16 protein-coding genes and 1 pseudogene are annotated in these 19,036 nt (G+C 62.9%); 14 read left to right on the plus strand and 3 right to left on the minus strand.

Annotated features, from left to right (window positions below; all coding sequences use genetic code 11):
* Positions 1-33 precede the first annotated feature (33 nt).
* The 6 genes and pseudogenes from NZ746_02220 (at position 34) to NZ746_02245 (ending at position 8,215) form a co-directional block, all read left to right on the plus strand.
* Positions 34-2,175 (plus strand): S46 family peptidase, encoded by a 2,142-nt coding sequence (locus NZ746_02220; GenBank protein ID MCS6816177.1) that lies wholly within the window; start codon positions 34-36, stop codon positions 2,173-2,175.
* A gap of 108 nt (positions 2,176-2,283) precedes the next feature.
* Complete coding sequence (locus NZ746_02225; protein ID MCS6816178.1) at positions 2,284-3,423, plus strand: RDD family protein; 1,140 nt, start codon at positions 2,284-2,286, stop codon at positions 3,421-3,423.
* Between the two features lie 117 nt (positions 3,424-3,540).
* Positions 3,541-5,379 carry an NFACT family protein gene (locus tag NZ746_02230; protein MCS6816179.1) on the plus strand — a complete coding sequence of 613 codons (1,839 nt, stop codon included), beginning with the start codon at positions 3,541-3,543 and terminating at the stop codon, positions 5,377-5,379.
* Positions 5,380-5,384: 5 nt separating this feature from the next.
* Positions 5,385-6,275 carry a hypothetical protein gene (locus tag NZ746_02235; protein ID MCS6816180.1) on the plus strand — a complete coding sequence of 297 codons (891 nt, stop codon included), beginning with the start codon at positions 5,385-5,387 and terminating at the stop codon, positions 6,273-6,275.
* A gap of 56 nt (positions 6,276-6,331) precedes the next feature.
* The gene (locus NZ746_02240; protein MCS6816181.1) at positions 6,332-7,291 is read left to right on the plus strand and encodes a phosphoesterase; all 960 of its coding nucleotides are present in this window, start codon (positions 6,332-6,334) and stop codon (positions 7,289-7,291) included.
* 411 nt (positions 7,292-7,702) lie between these two features.
* Positions 7,703-8,215: pseudogene (locus NZ746_02245) on the plus strand (M23 family metallopeptidase).
* 85 nt (positions 8,216-8,300) lie between these two features.
* Here the strand turns inward: NZ746_02245 and NZ746_02250 are convergent.
* The 3 genes from NZ746_02250 to NZ746_02260 are packed head-to-tail and all read right to left on the minus strand — an operon-like array spanning position 8,301 to position 10,275.
* Positions 8,301-8,723 carry a pyridoxamine 5'-phosphate oxidase family protein gene (locus NZ746_02250; GenBank protein MCS6816182.1) on the minus strand — a complete coding sequence of 141 codons (423 nt, stop codon included), beginning with the start codon at positions 8,721-8,723 and terminating at the stop codon, positions 8,301-8,303.
* A 29-nt stretch (positions 8,724-8,752) separates the two neighbouring features.
* Positions 8,753-9,691: a bifunctional methylenetetrahydrofolate dehydrogenase/methenyltetrahydrofolate cyclohydrolase FolD gene (folD, locus tag NZ746_02255; protein ID MCS6816183.1), complete on the minus strand. Its 939-nt coding sequence runs from the start codon at positions 9,689-9,691 to the stop codon at positions 8,753-8,755.
* The gene (locus NZ746_02260) at positions 9,688-10,275 is read right to left on the minus strand and encodes an HDIG domain-containing protein (GenBank protein MCS6816184.1); all 588 of its coding nucleotides are present in this window, start codon (positions 10,273-10,275) and stop codon (positions 9,688-9,690) included. Before NZ746_02260 ends, folD begins: the two co-directional genes overlap by 4 nt.
* Before the next feature lie 138 nt (positions 10,276-10,413).
* On the opposite strand from NZ746_02260, the gene NZ746_02265 reads away from it, so the two are divergent.
* Genes NZ746_02265 through NZ746_02300 form a run of 8 tightly spaced genes read left to right on the plus strand, consistent with a single transcriptional unit; the run spans position 10,414 to position 19,026 of the window.
* On the plus strand, positions 10,414-13,020 hold the full coding sequence (locus NZ746_02265) for a tetratricopeptide repeat protein (protein ID MCS6816185.1): 2,607 nt from the start codon (positions 10,414-10,416) through the stop codon (positions 13,018-13,020).
* Positions 13,001-13,873: a nuclear transport factor 2 family protein gene (locus NZ746_02270; protein ID MCS6816186.1), complete on the plus strand. Its 873-nt coding sequence runs from the start codon at positions 13,001-13,003 to the stop codon at positions 13,871-13,873. Before NZ746_02265 ends, NZ746_02270 begins: the two co-directional genes overlap by 20 nt.
* Positions 13,870-14,319: a YraN family protein gene (locus NZ746_02275; protein MCS6816187.1), complete on the plus strand. Its 450-nt coding sequence runs from the start codon at positions 13,870-13,872 to the stop codon at positions 14,317-14,319. Before NZ746_02270 ends, NZ746_02275 begins: the two co-directional genes overlap by 4 nt.
* A gap of 60 nt (positions 14,320-14,379) precedes the next feature.
* Positions 14,380-15,408 (plus strand): polyprenyl synthetase family protein, encoded by a 1,029-nt coding sequence (locus tag NZ746_02280; protein ID MCS6816188.1) that lies wholly within the window; start codon positions 14,380-14,382, stop codon positions 15,406-15,408.
* 55 nt (positions 15,409-15,463) lie between these two features.
* A complete protein-coding gene (locus tag NZ746_02285) occupies positions 15,464-16,219 on the plus strand; it encodes a hypothetical protein (protein MCS6816189.1) in 756 nt (251 codons plus the stop codon).
* Complete coding sequence (locus NZ746_02290) at positions 16,216-16,812, plus strand: hypothetical protein (protein ID MCS6816190.1); 597 nt, start codon at positions 16,216-16,218, stop codon at positions 16,810-16,812. The genes NZ746_02285 and NZ746_02290 overlap by 4 nt, the downstream gene beginning before the upstream one ends.
* Before the next feature lie 41 nt (positions 16,813-16,853).
* Positions 16,854-18,191 (plus strand): nodulation protein NfeD, encoded by a 1,338-nt coding sequence (locus NZ746_02295; protein MCS6816191.1) that lies wholly within the window; start codon positions 16,854-16,856, stop codon positions 18,189-18,191.
* 52 nt (positions 18,192-18,243) lie between these two features.
* On the plus strand, positions 18,244-19,026 hold the full coding sequence (locus NZ746_02300) for a slipin family protein (GenBank protein MCS6816192.1): 783 nt from the start codon (positions 18,244-18,246) through the stop codon (positions 19,024-19,026).
* Positions 19,027-19,036: the final 10 nt, after the last annotated feature.

Below are 19,036 nucleotides of genomic sequence, written 5' to 3' on the forward strand. Positions count from 1 at the left end.
AGGTGAGGGAGCGCGGGGGATTCGGAGGAGGTGATGATGATGGTGTGGCGACGTTCCTCGACATTTCATCGAATGCTGCTCTTCATCCTCGCTGTCAGCTTGTGGGGGCGGGCACTCGCGTGGGCGGATGAGGGGATGTGGACGTTCGATAATCCCCCCCTGGCGCAGCTCAAAGAGCGTTATGGATTCACACCGACGCGCGAGTGGCTCGATCACATTCGGCTCTCCAGTGTTCGATTCAGTGACGGCGGATCGGGAGCGTTCGTGAGCCCGGATGGGCTCGTGCTCACGAATCATCATGTCGCCCTCACGCAGCTGCAGAAACTCTCCACGCCGGAGAAGAACTACGCGCGCGATGGCTTCTACGCCCGCACGCGACGAGAGGAGCTGAAGTGCCCGGATCTCGCTCTCGACGTCCTCGTGCACATGGAGGAGGTGACGGCGCGGGTGCGGGCGGCCGTTCGGCCCGGCATGAGCGAACGCGAAGCTTTCGAGGCGCGGCGGGCGGAAATCGCGCGCATCGAGCGGGAGAGTCGCGAAGCCACTGGCCTCCATTCGGAAGTGGTCGCGCTCTACCACGGGGCCGAATATTGGCTCTATCGCTACAAGCGGTACACGGATGTGCGATTGGTCTTCGCGCCGGAGCAGCAGATCGCCTTCTTCGGCGGCGATCCCGACAACTTCACGTATCCGCGCTACTGTCTCGATTTCGCGCTCTTTCGCGTCTACGAGAACGGGCAGCCCCTTCGCTCAACGCATTATTTGCGATGGAACTCGCGAGGAGCGAGCGAGGGGGAATTGGTCTTCGTCTCCGGCCATCCCGGGCGGACGAGTCGCTTGCTGACGGTGGCGCAGTTGGAGACGCTGCGAGACGTCACCTATCCGCGTACGATCAAGACCCTTCGACATCGGTTGCAGGTGTTGCGACAGTATGCCGCGCAAGGCCCGGAGCCAGCACGGCAGGCCGCGGAGCTGATCTTCAGTTTGGAGAACGCCTTGAAGGCTTACATGGGCGAATGGAATGGCCTGCGCGATCCGGCGCTCATGGAGCGGAAACGGCAGCAGGAGCAGGAATTCCGCGCGCGCGTGGCCAGCCGACCCGAATGGCAAGCGGAATACGGAACGGCGTGGGAAGAGATTGCGGAGGCCGAGGCGCGCTATCGCGAACAGGCCGTGCCATGGCTCTACCGTTCCGTGCGTCGCAGCTTCTCCGAATTGGTCGAACACGCGCTGACGCTCGTGCGCTACGTCGTGGAAGTGAAGAAGCCTGACGCCGAGCGGCTCCCGGGATTCCATGATGCGCAGTTGGAGGCGGTGCGCTTTCGATTGCTCTCGCCGGCGCCGATCTTCCCCAAGCTTGAGGAAGTCTTACTGGCGGCGAGCTTGCAGGAATCCCTGGAGGAGCTGGGACCTGACGATCCATTCATTCAGGCTGCTTTGGGTGGACGCTCGCCGGAGATCGTCGCACGAGAGCTGATGCGAGGGACGCGCCTGACGGATCCCGCCGTGCGGCGAGCGCTTCTCGAAGGAGGGGAAGAGGCTGTGGCGGCGTCGTCGGATCCCTTGATTCAATGGGCACGACGCGTGGATCCGATCCTTCGCCAAATGCAACGCTGGTTCGAGGAACAGGTGGCGAGCGTTCGGGAAGCCGCCGCCGCGAAGATCGGTCGAGCGCGCTTCGCCGTCTTCGGCAAGTCGGTCTATCCCGATGCGACGTTCACGCTGCGCCTCTCCTATGGGACGGTTCGTGGCTATCCGATGAACGGCACGCAGGCGCCGCCGAAGACGACCTTCTACGGGCTCTTCGATCGCGCCCATGGCTTCGATCAGAAGCCGCCGTATCATCTCCCTCCTCGAATATGGGCGCGACGCCATCGGCTCGATCTCTCGACGCCGCTCAATTTCGTGAGCACGTGCGACATCACCGGGGGCAACTCCGGCTCTCCGGTGATCAATCGGCAAGGCGAGCTCGTGGGCGTCATCTTCGATGGGAACATCGAGAGCTTGGTCGGGAACTTCGTCTACATCGAGGAGACGAATCGCGCCGTAGCCGTGCATAGCGCTGCGATTATCGAAGCCTTGCGCAAGCTCTACGATGCCGGACCGCTGGCGGACGAATTGGAGGGGAGGACTTCATCGTCGCGTCGCGCTTCGAGAGGGGGTCGAGCACGTTGAGGAAGGTCCCTGGGCGAAAAATTCGATTGCCTCGGCGAGCGAATTCTGCTACCATGCTAGCCGACAAGTTGAACGTCCGACTTCTGGCTCGGGCAGGGATGAGAAGCTATGCGATGTCCAAAATGTGGCTTTGTTCAATCGGCGGCTCAGGCGACATGTCGGTACTGCGGGACGAAGCTCTCTCCAACGACAGCTCCTTCGGCACAGGCGCACGAGCGAGCGGACGATCGAGCACGCGCGCATACTGCGAGTTCAGTGGTGATCCCTTTTCCGGGAGCGCGGGCACGCGACGTCGCTTCCAACCGGCCTGTGCCAGACTCCTCGGACGACTCTTCAGCGGAAGAGCGCTCGGGTCCTCCGGAGTGGCGAGAGCAGCTTCGAGAACGCGTGCGAGCCATTCGCGAGCGGCGCGGGAGCGAGGGAGAATCCGCGCGCAAGGTCGCGGAGCCATCGCCACCTGCGAACCCGGAGAAAGAGCGACGTAACGCCATTGCGGAGACCGTGGCGGCGCGTGCGCGACGCCATGATGAACTGGCGCCGGCTCCGAGAAGGGGAGGAGAGGTCGTGAACCCTTCGCCTCACCCAGAGGTTGAGGTGCAACCGCGCGCTCCGCGTGAACGAGAGTCCGCGCGAGAAGCGACACCGCTCTTCCCCTCGGACGAGGAGCTTTTGCTGGAAGAAGGCAGGGATCTGGCATCCGAGAGGGAAATGGGGCCAGAGGTCTCCCTTCGCCCGCGAAGCAGGGAACCGCAGGAGATCATTCGCGAGGAGCCGCAAATCGCTCCGGCTTCGCTCGGACGGCGCATAGGCGCGGCACTCCTCGATCTGGGAGTGATCCTCTTCAGCGCCATTCCCTTTGTCGCCAGCGTTGAGTTGATCTTCGGCGATTTCTCCCATCGCTTCGTGCGCTTCGCGCTCGTGGGCATCGTGATCGGGATTGGCGTCCTCTACGAGACGATTATGCTGAGCGTGGCTGGTCGCACGGTGGGGATGGCCATCGCCGGACTCCTCGCTCTGAATAAGCGAACGATGGACGTGCCATCGGTCGGACAGGCCCTGCGCCATGTCCTTGGATCCGTGTTGGGAGCGATCCCCCTCTTCTTCGGATTCTTCTGGGCGCTCTTCAATCGCGAGCGTCGTACGTTCGCTGACCTCTTCTCGGGGATCGTCGTGAAGCGAGTCGCCGAGTCCGTGTACGAGAGCCAGGAAGTGCACGCGCCTTGGCTCTATCGTCCCTCGCGGCGCTGAAGCTGGAGATGGACCCGCGAGCATCGGCGGCGACGCGTGCCGGAGACGGGTTCGGCGTCGGTCTGCCTGAGGTCGGAGACTTCGCGGATCCCCCGGCTTTATGCTAAAACAAAAGGCGTGGACGGATTCGCACTGTCTCATCTCGTCGAGGAACTCGCGGAGACGATTCTCGGCGCGCGCGTGGAGAAAATTCAATTGGGGGACCCATGGACGCTTCTTCTGAAACTCTATCGGCCGTCTCAGCGTCCGTCGAACCTTTGGCTGTTGCTCTCGGTCGAACCGCGTTGGCCGCGCGTATATCTGGTTGAGCGTCCGGTTCGAGAAGAGGTCGAGCCGACGCCTTTTCTGCTGCTGGCGCGGAAGTATCTCCGCGGCGCCCGCGTGGGCGAGATCGCGCAGGTGCGACGCGATCGCATCGTGCGATTCCTCTTTCGCGGATCGGCGCGTGTCTCCGAAGCGGGGGATGAAGGGGAGGAAGAGAATGAACTGATGCCCGAGGAAGGGGAAGACGCGCCCACGCTTGACGTCGTCCTCGTGGCGGAACTCTTCGGACGTACGCCGAATCTCTTCCTCCTCGATGCCTCCGGATGCATTCGCGAGCGGTTCCTCGCCTCTGATGACGAGCGCTGTGCACCCGGCGCGCTGTATCTTCCGCCGGCGGCGCCGGAGAAGCGCGATCCTCTGGCGCTCAGTCGAGAGGAATTTCAACAGCTCCTCGCACGAGGTCCGTCGCTCGCCGAGAGCATCGTGGGGACGATCGAAGGGTTCAGCCCTCTCTATGCCGCCGAGGTCGAAGCGCGATGGCGCGACATGAGCGGATCGGCGGAACCATCGCCTGATCTCGCGTATGCGGCCTTTCGGAGCGTCGTGGAGGATCTCATCCGTCGCCCTGCGGAGCCAATTCTCTACACGCGCGAGCCCCTGGAGCGCATGAATCCGGTGCAGGCTTCGCCGCGCGATGTGCGATTGTCGGCGATCCCCCTCACCCACCTGCGCGATTGGACGGCGACGCGAGCGGAATCGTTCTCGCGTGCGGCGGCGCTTTACTACGACCTTGTTCGCCGCATCGAGCGCGCCCACGCGATGAAGACGACTCTGCTACGCCATCTCGCCACGCAGATCGAGAAGCGGGAGCGGTTGCGCGAGCGTTTGGAAGCGGATGAGCGCGCGCTCGGCGATCCGGAGAGATGGCGCCGATGGGGCGAGCTTCTTTTGGCGAATGCGCAGACGGCCGTGCGCACGGCCTCCGGCTTCCTGGTGACCGATTATTTTGATCCCGAACAGCCCATCCTCGAAATCCCGGCCGCTGCGCCGACGCCGCAGCAGGCGGCCGAGAGCTATTTCCAACGGTATCGCAAGGCCAAGCAAGGGACGCGAATGATCGCCGCGCGGCGCGAGGTCATCGAGCGAGAGCTGGAAGAACTGCGGCGTGCGCGCGAGCGCGCGGTCGTCGCCGATGAGATGGTCGTGCTAGAGGAGATCGCTCGTGATCTCGGCCTCTCCTCCTCATCGCCTGCGAGCGGGACGAACCGTCCGCCCGCGGTGAAAACCGAGAAGCGGACGCGCGCGTCATGGCCGGGCGTCTATCGCTTTCGCTCTTCAGATGGATTCGAGATCCTCGTCGGAAAGAGCGCGGCGGACAACGAACGACTCACGTTCCGGGTGGCCGCGCCGCATGATCTCTGGCTGCATGCAGCCGATTATCCGGGCTCGCACGTCATCATTCGACGAGCGAAGAGGCAGGCCGTTCCGCCGCGCACATTGCGCGAAGCAGCGCAATTGGCTGCTTTCTTCAGCCAAGCGCGCCATTCGAGCAAGGTCGTCGTGAACTACACAGAGCGCAAATTCGTGAGTAAAATTCCCTGCTCAAAACCGGGGCTCGTGCGCGTGAGCGAGATGCGCTCGCTCGTGGTCGAGCCCAAGATCGAGGTCGAGCGGGTGCTCGAGGAGACGTAAGCGGTATGTCGAAGGCGCCAAGCCTTGTGGAGTTGTGGCTCGGTGTGGAGGAATCGCTGCTGCGGGATGCCGCCGTGCGCTGGCGCTATCGGCCGGCGCTTCTGTTTGAATGCTTGTTGGAGTTTCGGGATCCGAGGGCCGAATTGGTGCATTCGGAGGATCGGAGATATACGACGTGGCTCCCGCACGATGAGGCGGCGGCCGATTGGAGCGTGTCGGCTGTGGACGATCTTGCTCTGGAGCAGGTGCGGACGGCACCGCAGCCGGAGGTCCAGCCCTACGAGGGAACGGTGACGCTCACGGAAGCGCGTTTGGAGGAGATCGAGAACGACTTGATCGCCCACTTGGTGCGCTCGGAGCGGTTGATGCTGTATCACAATCCGAACCTGCGGCTCTATTCGCGATGGAACGAGAGTCGAGAGGAGTTCTTGGAGCGCGTCGTGGAAGAAGCGCGCGAGCGCCTGCATCCGGCGTTGAAGGAGCTGATGCGGGAGTTCCAAATCCAGTTGGAGCAACTTCGACAGAGGCCGCTGCCAATGGATGTGCCGGATGAGCTGCGGATTGGACTGGATGTCCTGCGGCGGCGGATGATCTCGCGCGTGGAGGCGCAGTTGCATCGCACGGTGTTGGACCATCCGCTTGGGACGGCTCTTCACTCGGTCGAAATCGAGGAGGAATTTGGAAAGGCCTCAGCCGCGGCGGAAGTTCCGGAAGAGCTGCAGTCGCTCGCGCAGGAGCTCGAACGCCTCTACGAGGCGGCCGCTGCGCGCGCCCAGGCGCTCTTGCGTGGAGCTTTGGAGCACGCGCGCGAGTGCGAGCCATATGCCGTGGCTCTCCATCCCAATGGGATCCGCGTCATGCGCCGAGCGTTGCTCTGGGTTCCCGTGCCGGAGTGAGTTGGCACTTCGCAGGGATTCCCGGTATCATTTCTCGCTTTGTTCGAGGTCGGTCTATGAACGTGAAGGTGCTCTTTCACGATCGGTGCTTCGATGGGATCGCGTCGGCGGTCGTCTTCTCCCGCTTCTATCGGGAGCGCGTGAATCCCCGCGCGGAATTCGCGTATGCCGGATTGATGCATCGCGCGGGTCGCCTCTTCGACGATTCGCTCTTCGATGGGGACGAGAACGCTATCGTGGACTTCAAATATAGCAGCTCCGACCGCCTGACCTGGTGGTTCGATCACCACGACAGCGCATTCCTCTCGCCGGAGGATGAGGCCCATTTCCGTCGAGATCGCAGTGGGAAGAAGTTCCTCGATCCGAGCTACAAATCGTGCACGAAGCTGGTCGCGGACATCACGGCGTCGCGCTTCGGCTTCGATCCGACGCCGCTGGAAGAAGTGATTCGGTGGGCGGACATCATTGATGGCGCTCAGTATCCGAATCCGCAAGCGGCCATTGATCTGAGCGAACCGGCCATGAAGGTGATGCTCGTCGTCGAAGCTGGACGAGACGATCACCTGGCGGAGCGATTGATCCGCGCGCTGCAGGAGAAGACGCTCGCGGAGGTCGTTCAAGAGCCTCCGGTCGCCGAGTTGCTCGGGCCACTAGCGGAATGGCACGAGCGCGCTATTGAGACCATTCGCCGCGTCGTGCGGTGCGAGCGTGGCGTCGCCTACTTCGACGTGAGCGAATACGGGCTGGAGGGGTACAACAAGTTCATCCCCTATTACCTCTGCCCGGATGTGACGTACAGCATCGGCGTGAGCCTCTCTCCCGTGCGGGCGAAAATCTCGGTGGGCTCGAATCCATGGGCGCCCTATCCGCGCCGCCATAATTTGGCCAAGATCTGCGAGCGCTATGGCGGAGGCGGTCATGCCGCCGTCGCGGCGATCTCGCTGCCCCCGGAGGCGATCGAACAAGCGCGCGCGATCGCGCGGGAGATCGCGCGCGAGCTGCAACGCTCAGAGTGAGCAAAAATCCCCCTTGTCCTTTCTGTTAAGTCGTGCTATCCTAGGCCGCGTCCCGTCCGAACGCGCAGCGGGTGGCTTGGGAAAAATCGAGGGCAAGGAGGTGTCTGTATGCGCCGAGATGCATTCTATACGCTGATCATCGCGCCCGCCACGAGTTCGCGCTTTTATAAGATCGTCATTCACCACAAGCATTTGTACGGTGCGCTCTTGAGCGGTGTGATTCTTCTTGGCCTCCTCAGTACGGCGGGCGTATGGGTGATGCGGCGAGCCGTCATGCTCGTGCGATACACGCGCATCGAGCGGGAGAACGAAGCGCTCAAGCGCGAATATCTCATGCAACTGAATGCGTTGCAATCGCGCCTTGCCTCTCTCGAGGCCGAAGCGCATCAAGTGCGGCAGACTGTTCGGGAAATGGGGATCGAAGTCGAGAACGCTGATCCTGAGCCGACGACTTCGAACCCTGCCGGCGGGAAGGGGGGGCCTCATGAGCTGCAATTCTTCGCGGACGAGATCGCCCGCGTCGAGGCGACATTGAAGACCCTTCGTGTGCATTTGGAGCGCGAGCGCGAACGTCGTAGTCGGACGCCGCGCGGATGGCCGATCGAAGGCCCGTTGAATGCTCGGTTCGGTATTCGGCGGAATCCCTTCGGCGAGGGATACGAATTCCACACCGGTGTGGATATCGAGGCGCGGCACGGAGAACCGGTGCGCGCGACGGCTGACGGGGCGGTCGTCTTCGCCGCCTATTGGGGCGGATATGGGAACCTCGTGATCCTGGATCATGGCAACGGCCTCACGACCTTCTATGGGCATCTCTCGCGGATCACCGTGCGCGTGGGGCAAACGGTCAAGCGCGGTCAGATCGTCGGACGGGCTGGGAGCACGGGGCGATCCACCGGTCCCCATGTCCATTATGAGGTGCGGGTGAACGATCGCCCGGTGAACCCGCTGCGCTTCTCCGACGGCTGAAGCCTCGCGCTCCCTCGAGCGAGGGAGAGGAACGAGCCGTTCATTCGGCGCTGTAGTCCCAGAAGAAGACCCCTTCGGGCTTCAGGCGAATGATGAGCGTCTCCGGCGTGTACAGTTGCTGGAAGGCGCGGCTCTTGGGTGAACCATAGTACTTCGTGCCCAACGCGCGCCAGACTTTGCGCCACAGACGCGGATCGGTGACCTCCTCCGCCCGACCCCAGAAGGAGACACCCTTATATGTGCGCACGCTCGTCCCCCCATCAATGACCCATCCGACCCGAGGATTCTTCAAAATGGCGCGTCCTTTCGCGCTCTCGCGGTCCGTGCCGAAGAAGAACTCGTTCCCCATGGCGACGAACCAGAGGGGGAGGACATGGGGGTATCCTCGAGCATCAGTGAACGCCAAGCGCATGATCTTTTGCGCGGCGCAGAACTCACGCAAGCTTCGCGGCACGCGTCGCATGGCTCGTCCTCCGGTGTGAAATGGGACGCTCAGGCGGTCGCCGAACGAACCGCCGCCCGTCGCCATCGCGCGGCCTTGACCGTGTTTTTCATGAGCATGGCGATCGTGAGTGGGCCAACACCTCCGGGCACCGGTGTTAGGTAGCCGGCGACGGCTGCGACGCTCGTCGGATGCACGTCCCCGACGAGCGTATATCCCTTCGATTCCAGTTCGCCCAAGCGCTTTTCGTCCGGTCCGAACAAGCGCTCGACCTCCGCGCGATCGGTCACTTTGTTGATGCCCACATCAATGACGACGGCACCGGGCTTGACATATTCGGCAGTGACCAGAGCCGTTCGTCCGATCGCGGCGATGAGGATGTCCGCCTGGCGCGCGATCTCCGCCAAGTGCGGCGTGCGACTGTGACAGATCGTGACCGTCGCATGCCGATGCAGGAGCATCAAGGCCAGCGGCTTCCCCACGATATCGCTGCGTCCGATGACGACAGCCCGTTGTCCCTCGATGGGGATCCGCATGCGCTCCAGCAGCTCGATGATGCCTGCGGGCGTGCATGGCTCCAACGCCTCTTGATTCCGCACCAGGCGCCCGACGTTCACCGGATGAAAGCCGTCCACGTCTTTGGCGGGATCCACGGCGTCGAGCACCCGTTGCGTGTCAATATGGCGCGGCAGGGGCAGTTGCACGAGGATGCCGTCAATGTCCTCGCGAGCGTTCAAGCGAGCGATCAGGTGGAGCAATTCCTCGGTCGTCGTCGTCTCCGGCAGCTCGTGCTTCTCGGAATAGATGCCCAGTTCCCCACAGGTCTTCACCTTGCTGTTGACGTAGACGCGGGAAGCGGGATTCGTGCCAACGAGGATCGCGGCCAAACCAGGGCGAATGCCGCGTTCGGCGAGCGCCGCGACTTCTCGCGCGACCTCGCTCTTGATCTGTTGGGCGATCGCTGCGCCATCGAGTCTCTGTGCGGTCATGAGGTAGCTGTCTCCTCCGAAGACAATCGATTCAACCCTAACTGTTCGCCGATGGGGCGCAGAGCCGAGATGATGAAGGCGATCAGCTCGTCCAGGTCCACGCCCAACTCTTGGGCACCACGATAGACGATGGCGCGATCCACGCCGCGCGCGAAGGCCTTGTCCTTGAGCTTCTTCTTGACCGAGGCGACAGGCAGATCATCCAAACTCCGCGATGGGCGCACGAGTGTGCAGGCGATGATGAAACCCGTCAGCTCATCCACGGCGTAAAGGACCTTCGCCAGCAGCGTGTCGCGGGGAACCCCCGTATAATCGGCGTGCCCGAGGATAGCGCGCACGATCTCTTCCGAATACCCGCGCTCGCGCAGCACCTCAGCTCCGCGCAGGGGATGATCGGGAGGATTCGGATATCGCTCGTAGTCGAAATCGTGCAGCAAGCCCGCGATCCCCCACGTCTCCTCGTCCTCGCCATAGTGCCGCGCGAACGCGCGCATGACGGCCTCAACGGCGAGGGCATGCTTGATCAAGCTCTCGCTCTTCGTATACTCGCAGAGCAACGCGTACGCGTCTTCGCGCGTGGGCATGGTCACTGCTCCTTCGTCGCGTTTCGCTCCTATGCCCATCGGCATCCAGCGATGGTATAATGACACGGCGATTAGTCGGATATTAAACACGGCCCAGGCGATTTTCTCAAGTCGCCCGGTTCGAGCGATGACCGGAAGGTGAAGAGAAGCATTCCAGCCGATGGGATGAACGGCGCGCGCGAGCGGAGGGATACGAGTCAACGGCGCGCCATGCTACTCCTCGGCCTCGTTGTGATCGTCGGTTCGTTCACCTGGCCAACTACGAGGATAGTGGGCGCGTCGCGGGAGGCGACGTCGAAGGTTCTCGCCAAGCGCGAACGATTGCAGCAGCTCGTAGAGCGGGAGGAGTTCGCCCAGGCCGAACGCCTGCTGCGAGAGATCGAGCGCGAAGCGCCCACGCTCTTCCCCAAGGGCGTTTACGAATACGCGCGAGCGCGACTGCGACAACGAATGAATGATCTGGAGAGCGCTGCTCGGGCGTTCCACCGCGTGCTGGAGTCGACCACGCTCTTGAGTCCATATGCCGCGTGGCATCTGGCGGAGATCGCGCGCGAGAGAGGCGCCTGGGAGGAAGAGCGCGCCCTCTTGCTTCAGGCTTTGAAGAGCCGACCAGCCTTCTGGCTCGAAGAACGCATCCGGTGGCGGCTCGCGGAGAATGCGTGGCGTCGTGGGGCATGGGAGGAAGCGATCGAACGGTATCAGGAGTTCGCCGCTCATTCTCCGGAATTTGCTCCCGTAGCGCGATTGAACATCGCGCGGGCTCATGCGCGCCGAGGACGGATGGAGGAAGCGCGCGCGCTCTTGCTAACCCTCTCGGATGAACGATCCGCTTCTGGGCGATCGAGCGCCGCTCGTCCGATCCGTTCTGAGGACCTTCTGGGATCGCCGAACGAGGTCGCGCTGCAAGCCGTTCGAGAACTCGATGCGCTGGATCGAGCGCGCCAAATCGAGTTGACTCCCGAAGAGCATCGGCGACGGGCGCGCCTCTATCGCATGAACCGCGCGTTCGAGGAAGCGCGAGGGCATTATGGGCAATTGATCGCGCGATTCCCCGATCACGCGCGGGTGCCGGAAGCGCTCCTGGAGATCGGACGAAGCTATTATGCCGAGGGCGAATTCGATCGCGCCGTTGAGTGGTTCGAACGTGTCGCCGAGCGCTTTCCGCACACGCCTGAGGGGGAGCAAGGGGCTTATCTCGTTGGGCATGCCCACGCGCGAGCCGGACGCTGGTCAGCGGCCATCGCGCGCTACGAAGCGTTCATCGCGGCTTATCCTCAGAGCGAGGCATTGGCTGGCGCGCATGTGAATCTGATTGACGCTTTGCGCTCGGCGGGGCGCGAGGAGGAGGCGTTGCTCTGGTGCCAGCGCACGCGCTCGCGCTTCGCCGGACGGCCGGCGGCCATCGCCGCGCTTTTCTCCGAAGCGCGCATCCGGATCGGACGAGGTGAGTTCTCTGCTGCATTGGCTGTTCTCGATGAGCTGCTTCGAGAGGATCTCAATCAGACGGGCCCGCAGATGCCCGATCGTCAAGAGGTCATGTACTGGCGAGGGCGCGTCCTAGAAGCGTTGGGGAGATGGGACGAGGCGATCAGCATCTATCTCTCACTGCCCGAGGAGCGCGGTTCGTACTACGGGCGGCGAGCGACGGAACGTTTGCGCGCTTTGTGGGAGCATCCTCGGGCGAAGGAGATTGTCCGACGGCACTTTCTGAGATGGAACGCGCGGGCGTCCTCGGCCCTGCTCCGGCGCGACTATCTGCAGGCGAAGACGAACTTTCAGCACGCGCTTCGACTCGCCCACGATGAACCGACGCGGCAGCAGTTGCGGCGTCAACTCAACGTCGTCCTCGCGCGGCTTCCCGTTCCCGGATACGCGTCCCTCCTCAAGCAGGCGAAGCTCGCCCTCGCGTGTGATGCTTCGACGCGCCCGCGCGCGACGATGGATGTTCAGCGCGCCCGCGCCGAAGCCTTGCTCTGCCTCGGGATCTATGATGAAGGCGCGTGGGAACTCGCCGAAGCGTGGGGATGGGAAGGGGTGATCCCGCGAGCGTCGTCGCGCCGAGAGTCGACCGCTCGTGCGCGTGCCCTCGATCTCTGGCAGCTTTACAGGCTCGCCGTTTTCTTCGAGCGCGGGGGGTACGCCTATGAAGCGTTGCGATTGGTGGAAACGCATCTGGCCCCGCTCATTCCGAAGGACCATCCGCTTGATCAGTTGCCGACGGAGGTAGCACGCTTGCTCTATCCTGTGCCTTATCGCCGGTGGCTTCACGAGCACATCGTTCGACGTGGATTGGATCCGGCGCTCGCCCTCGCGATGATCCGGGAGGAGAGCCGATTCCGACCGGACGCGAAGTCGCCGGCGGCCGCGCGCGGTCTCGCCCAATTCATCCCAGAGACGGCGCGGCGGTTGGCGGAACGAGCGGGCCTTCAGTCGTTCGAGGATCAGGACGCGTATCGTCCGGAAATCTCCCTCCGCCTACTCGGCGTGTGGCTGGAGGAGCATGTGCGCCGGTTCTCCGGACAACTCCCGCTCATCCTCGCGGCCTACAATGCTGGTGAGGAGAATGCGCTTCGATGGCTTGCCCGCGCACGCTCGGATGATCCCGATCGGTTCATCAGCGAGATCGGATTCCGCGAGACGAAGATGTACGTGCAACGTGTCCTGGCTCATTATTGGGCATATCGAGAACTCATCGCGAAGCCAACAAGGAGGTCAGAGCGCGAAGATGTGGTGGGTGATCGGTAGCATCTTGTGGCTGATGTCTCTCGCAGCAGCGGGCGAAGTGCAGCGTCCGCGTCCCGCTCCCCCGGAAGGAGAGGTGCGTCGTCTCATCGAGATGTTTCGCCGCGGATGGGAACGGAATGATGCAGAGGCGCTGCGACAAGCGTGCGCTCCCGGGATCGTGATGCTCAGCTTCGGGCGACGGGATCGAGGGATCGAGGACGTCCTGGAGCATCTGCGCGTCGTGTTTCAGCATTTCCCTCAAGCCGAGCTGCAGTTGGAGGACATCGAGCTTCGCGTGTTGGGCACCGTCGCGTGGGCGCAGGCGGAAGCGCGCTACGTGCAGAAGACGGCGCACGGGATGGCGCTCGCTTACACGGGCTATGCCTCGTTTCTGCTGGAGCGACAACGCAGCGGATGGCGCATCGCACAGGTGGATTTGAACGTGCGACCGGCGACGCCAACGCCATCGGTCGCGACTGCCGAAGGCGCCTCTCTGGAGGGAGCGTGGCTGCTCGAATCGGCGAAAGACCTTGCGACGGGACGTCGGCTGTCGCAAGGCGCGATGCTGCTCTTCACGCGCTCGCGATTCGCGCTTTTTGTGGTCGCGCCAGATCGCCGTCCGCCACGCGAGAAGCCGCTCACCGATTATTCGAAGAGGGAATTGCTGGAGCTGGTGCGCGAGGTCGAGGGGAGCGTAGGGGAGTACCGTCGCGAAGGAGATCGTCTCTATCTTGTCCCCGTCTTCGCCTTTTTCCCACAGATGACGGGCGAACCGCAAATTTTCCAGAACGTGCGGCTGAATCGAGAGACGTTGAGCGTAGAATGGGAGGTGCGCGGACGACGCCTGCTGATGACGTGGAGGCGCGTGGAATGAAGGCCGGCGAACGGACGCCTGCGGATCTCGGAGCGCTCGGCGAGCGCTTCGCCCTCGAATTTTTGAAGCGACGCGAGGGGTATCACATCGTCGCGACCAACGTCGTCCTCCCCATCGGGCGGAATCTCCGAGGAGCGCTCGTTCTTGGGGAGCTGGACATCGTTGCCTACGATGGCGACGTGCTCGTCTTCGTGGAGGTGAAGACGCGGACATCCGAAGACATCGCGCGAGCTGAGGCGGGTGTGGATCGGCGTCAGCGTCGCGCGCTCTCTCGTGCCGCGCGCGCCTATCGCCATTGGCTACGTCTCGGGTCTGCCGCTTATCGGTTCGATCTCGTCACGGTCATCTTCGGCGATGGGGCATCGCCGGAGATCATCCTGACGCGCGGCGCCTTCGAGGATCGGCCCGTTCGACCGCGCTTCTCCGCGAGTTGGTACCAGGAGTGAAGCCGCTTGGTCTGTCTGTCGGTCCTGTGCTAAAGTGAATTCCTCTCTCGAGGCATGCAGATGACACAACAGGGGGCGAATAATCTGGAGCGGGCGACCCGAGCGGGGACGACTTCGGCATCGGAGATCTTCGTCCTGGTTCGCGAGGAGCTGGCCGCGTTCGAGCATGAGTTCTCTCGCCAAATCGCTTCCGAGGTGCCCCTGATCGCCGAGATCGGACGATATGTGAAGGACGGTGGAGGGAAGCGCATTCGACCGGCGTTGTTGCTGTTGTCGGCGAAGCTCTGGGGACGTCCCATCACACCTTCGGCGATCCGGCTCGCCGTCGTCGTCGAATTCATCCATACGGCCACGCTCGTGCATGATGACATCATCGATGGCGCGGAGATGCGGCGTGGACGCCCCTCGGTGAACGCGCGGTGGGGGAATCAAATCACCGTGCTCATGGGCGACTGGCTCTACATGCGCGCGTTCGAGATGGCGCTCGAGGAGCGGAGCTTCGAGATCCTCGACCTACTCACGCGAATCACGCGGAAGATGACGGAGGGTGAGCTGATTCAGCTCGGCCACATCGGCGACCTCTTCATCACGCGGGAGCGATATTTCGAGATCCTCCAGCGGAAGACGGCCTATCTCTTCAGCGCATGTGCGGAGATCGGGGGGATCCTCGGCGGAGCATCGCCGGTCGAGCAGCAGGCTTTGCGCGACTATGGGATGCATCTCGGCACGGCTTTCCAATTGATTGACGATGTACTCGATTTCGTCGCCGATGATGAGAGCCTGGGCAAGCCCGCGGGCAATGATCTGCGCGAAGGGAAGCTGACGCTCCCCGTGATCCTGTTGGTCGAGCGCGGGGAACCGAAGTATCTGGAGATGGTGCGCGCAGTGCTTGCCGACGGCGATTATCGAAAGGTGACGCGGCAGGAGTTGGTCGCCGTGTTGGAAGCGGAAGGCTGTTTGGAACGCGCCCGTGAAGAAGCGCGCGCGTATGCTCACCGGGCTTCGGCCTGTCTGCGCGTGGTGGCGCCTTCTCCGTATCGAGATGCTCTGGATCGCATCGCGGAGTTCACCGTCGAGCGGACGCGGTGAGCGCTCCCTTTGGAGGTGACGCGCCCTCGCCCCCCTCTTGATAGGGGATTCGACCATGCGCGAGCCGCTCGAACTACGGCCCTGGCGAGGGACGCGAGCGGAGACCGCATTCGTCGAGCGATTGCGCATTTGGTCAGCGCTCGATGAAGCTGGGCGGCGACAGGCGGCCCTCGCGCATTGGAGCACCTGCTGGTTCCAGCGCGCGGCGCTCGATGTCTATCTGGAGCTTCTCAATGAAGAGCTTTCCTGCGAGGTCTTCGGATCGGAGAAGGCGATCGCGTCCTTCAGCGCGGTGGAGCAGAAGATGTGGAGTTTCCTGCAATTGGCGAAGGGGGCGCTCGATGCCGTGGCCCGCGAGATCAATTTCGTCTACTGGCACGTGGATGCGCAGCATCGCTTCTTCGATCCCACGGGACGCACCCGATGGGTGACGTTTTACACCGTGCGCGAACGATTGTTCGGATTGAAGGAATTTCGAGATGATCCGCTCGCGCGCGTTCTGGAAGCGAGGACGCGCGCCGAGACGGCCGATCGGATCTATCGTGATCTGAGCCATCTCGCCGCCGCGAGCTTGACGGCGCCGCGATTGATCGGGCGCGTGGAGCGATCGAATCCGACGCAGGGGGAGACGACGCTGCGAGCCGGCGACGCACGGATCTATATTCCCGACGATCCGCGGCAATGGCCCGCCACGTACGAGCGCGACTTCGAGGTGAACACCTTGTTTCCCGCGATCCTGCGCTGGCTTGAGCATTTCACCGATGAGGTTTACGATAAACTCGAGCTCCGTCTGAGGGGAGAGGGACGATGAACAAATCGCGAGCGCATCAGAGGCCGCGTGCATATACGGTCGCGCGCGTCTTGCTCGTCGTGAACCTTCTGTGGGAGGTGCCTTCGACAGATGCGCAATCGTGGTATGGTCCGGGGATGCGCCGGATCGAGCCCTTGGCGCGCTATGAGGTGAAGGTCGAGGATCATGTGTTTGTCCTCTATCCGCTCGCTGTGACGCTGGACATGGAACGTCAGGAGACGACCGTTTGGCTCTACGTCGGATCCGAACGCGATCGAGGGAAGGTGCGGTATTTCTGTCCGCGCGGGGTACTGTTGCGCGATGGGGTGAGTGAGCGGCGCTTCGCGCTCAGCCGGTTGGAGGGGCTCTCCATTGTGCGGCGGAAAGGAGAATGTCTGGAGTTTCGCGCTCAGGGACCGGATCTGGACGCTCAGGCGCGCGCGCGATTCGAGGCCGTTGGGGAACAGCGATGGCGAGGCGACGAGAAGCCCTGGCCATCTCCGGCTCAAGTCGGCTTGGTCTTCTTCGGCCTTCCTTCTCCACGTGCGACGTATCTGGCCGTTCAATTGCCATTCGGCGAGGAGATCCTCATTGCGACGCGCGATCTGCGCTGATGACGCGGGCTCTCGTCTTGTGCTAAATTATTGCCGGATTTATGAAGCATAGGCGGTTGATCGTACAAGCTGGATGTCTCACCGTGCTCCTCTGCGGCATCGCGCGGGCGGATGTCCATGTCGTGAACTTCGACGACATCGTGCATCCGGCGAGCGCGCAATTGGTCGAGCGGGCGATTCGCGTGGCCGAGCAAGCGCAATCGCGCGCGCTCATCATCACGTTGCGCACACCGGGGGGGCTCGTCTCGGCCATGCGGGAGATCGTCGAGCGCATCCTCGCTGCCCGTGTGCCCGTGGTCGTCTACGTCTCGCCGAGCGGAGCTAATGCGGCCTCCGCCGGCTTCTTCATCCTCATCGCTGCCGATGTCGCGGCCATGGCGCCGGGAACGAACACGGGAGCCGCGCATCCAGTGGCCATCGGGATGGAGCAGGATCGCACGATGTATGAGAAGGCAGAGAACGATGCGGCGGCCTACATTCGCTCGCTCGCCGAGAAGCGAGGGCGCAATATCGAGCTGGCTGAAGCGGCCGTGCGCACGAGCCGTTCCTATACGGAGACGGAGGCGTTGCGCGAGGGATTGATCGATCTCGTCGCGCGCGATCTCTCGGATCTGCTCGCGCAATTGGATGGGCGGACGATCCGTCGGTTGAGCGGAGAGACCGTCACGTTGCGCACGAAAGGGGAATCGGTAGTGCGCATCGAACCCACCCTGCGCGAGCGGGTGCTCAGCTTCCTGGCGAATCCGAACATCGCCTTCGTGCTGGGCGCCATCGGCCTGCTCATGATCTACTTCGAATTGAACAATCCGGGAGCGATCATCCCGGCCGTCGTCGGCACGATCGCTCTCGTGCTCGCCCTCTACGGGTTCCATCTGCTGCCGATCAGCTTGACCGGCGTGCTGCTGCTCATCATCGCCATCGCGCTCTTCATCGCCGAGGCGAAGATCCAGAGCTTCGGTGTGCTCGGGCTCGGGGGCGTCGTCTCGATGATCATCGGGGCGCTGATGCTCGTGGATGCACCAGATCCGGCGATCCAGATCCACCGTTCGATCGCCATCGCGATCGCCGTTCCGACTGCTGTGGCGATGATCGTGATCCTGCGCTTGGCCATGAAGGCGCGGGAGCAAAAGGTCGTCACTGGCGATCTCGGCATGGTGGGGTTGATCGGGACGGCGGAGACGGAGCTGAATCCCGAGGGGCAGGTCTTTGTGCGCGGCGAGTTGTGGAGCGCTATTGCCTCTTCCCGGATCGCCAAGGGCGAACGCGTGCGCGTCGTGGGGATCGATGGCTTGAAGTTGCGCGTCGAAGCCATGCAACCTCTGGAGCCGCCACGCCAGACCTCCATCCTGGACGTGGCCCGAAATGAGGAGCGCACCTGAGCGGGAATCCCGCAGGGAGCGGGGACCTCGGTGCATGCGAAAGGAGGGAGCTATGCCGGAACTCTTCACGGGATCCACGATCGCGGTGGTCATCCTGCTGCTTTGGGTGTTGAGCTGGATCAAGGTCATCAATGAGTACGAACGCGGCGTCGTCTTCACCTTCGGGCGATTGCGACCTGAGCCGAAACCCCCGGGCATTCGCCTGGTGATCGGCCCCTTCCAACGCATGGTGCGCGTGAGCTTGCGCACCGTCGCGATGGACGTACCCCCGCAGGACGTCATCACGCGCGATAACGTCTCGGTGAAGGTGAATGCCGTCGTCTACTTCCGCGTCATTGATGCGAATAAGGCCATCGTCGAGGTCGAGAATTATCTCTACGCCACCTCGCAGCTCGCGCAAACGACCTTGCGCTCGGTCTGCGGCGAAGTCGAATTAGACGATCTTCTCAGCAAGCGCGAGGAGCTGAACGCCCGCTTGCAGCGCATCCTCGACAAGCACACCGACCCGTGGGGAATCAAAGTGAGCATGGTCGAGATCAAGGCCGTGGATCTGCCGCAGGAGATGATTCGAGCGATCTCTAAGCAGGCGGAGGCCGAACGCGAGAAGCGCGCCAAGATCATTCATGCTGAGGGCGAATATCTGGCCGCGCAGCAATTGACCGATGCCGCGCGGAAGCTCGCCCAGGAGCCGCTCTCCATCCAACTGCGGTACCTGCAGACGCTCACTGAGATCGGTGCGGAGAAGAATTCAACCGTCGTCTTCCCGTTACCCCTCGAGTTGCTCTCCGTCCTTGCTCCGCGACAAGCTCGAGCGGAGGTGACGGATCGGTCTTGAGGCGAGACGT

Source organism: Blastocatellia bacterium (assembly GCA_025055075.1).
Classification (GTDB): domain Bacteria; phylum Acidobacteriota; class Blastocatellia; order HR10; family HR10; genus HR10.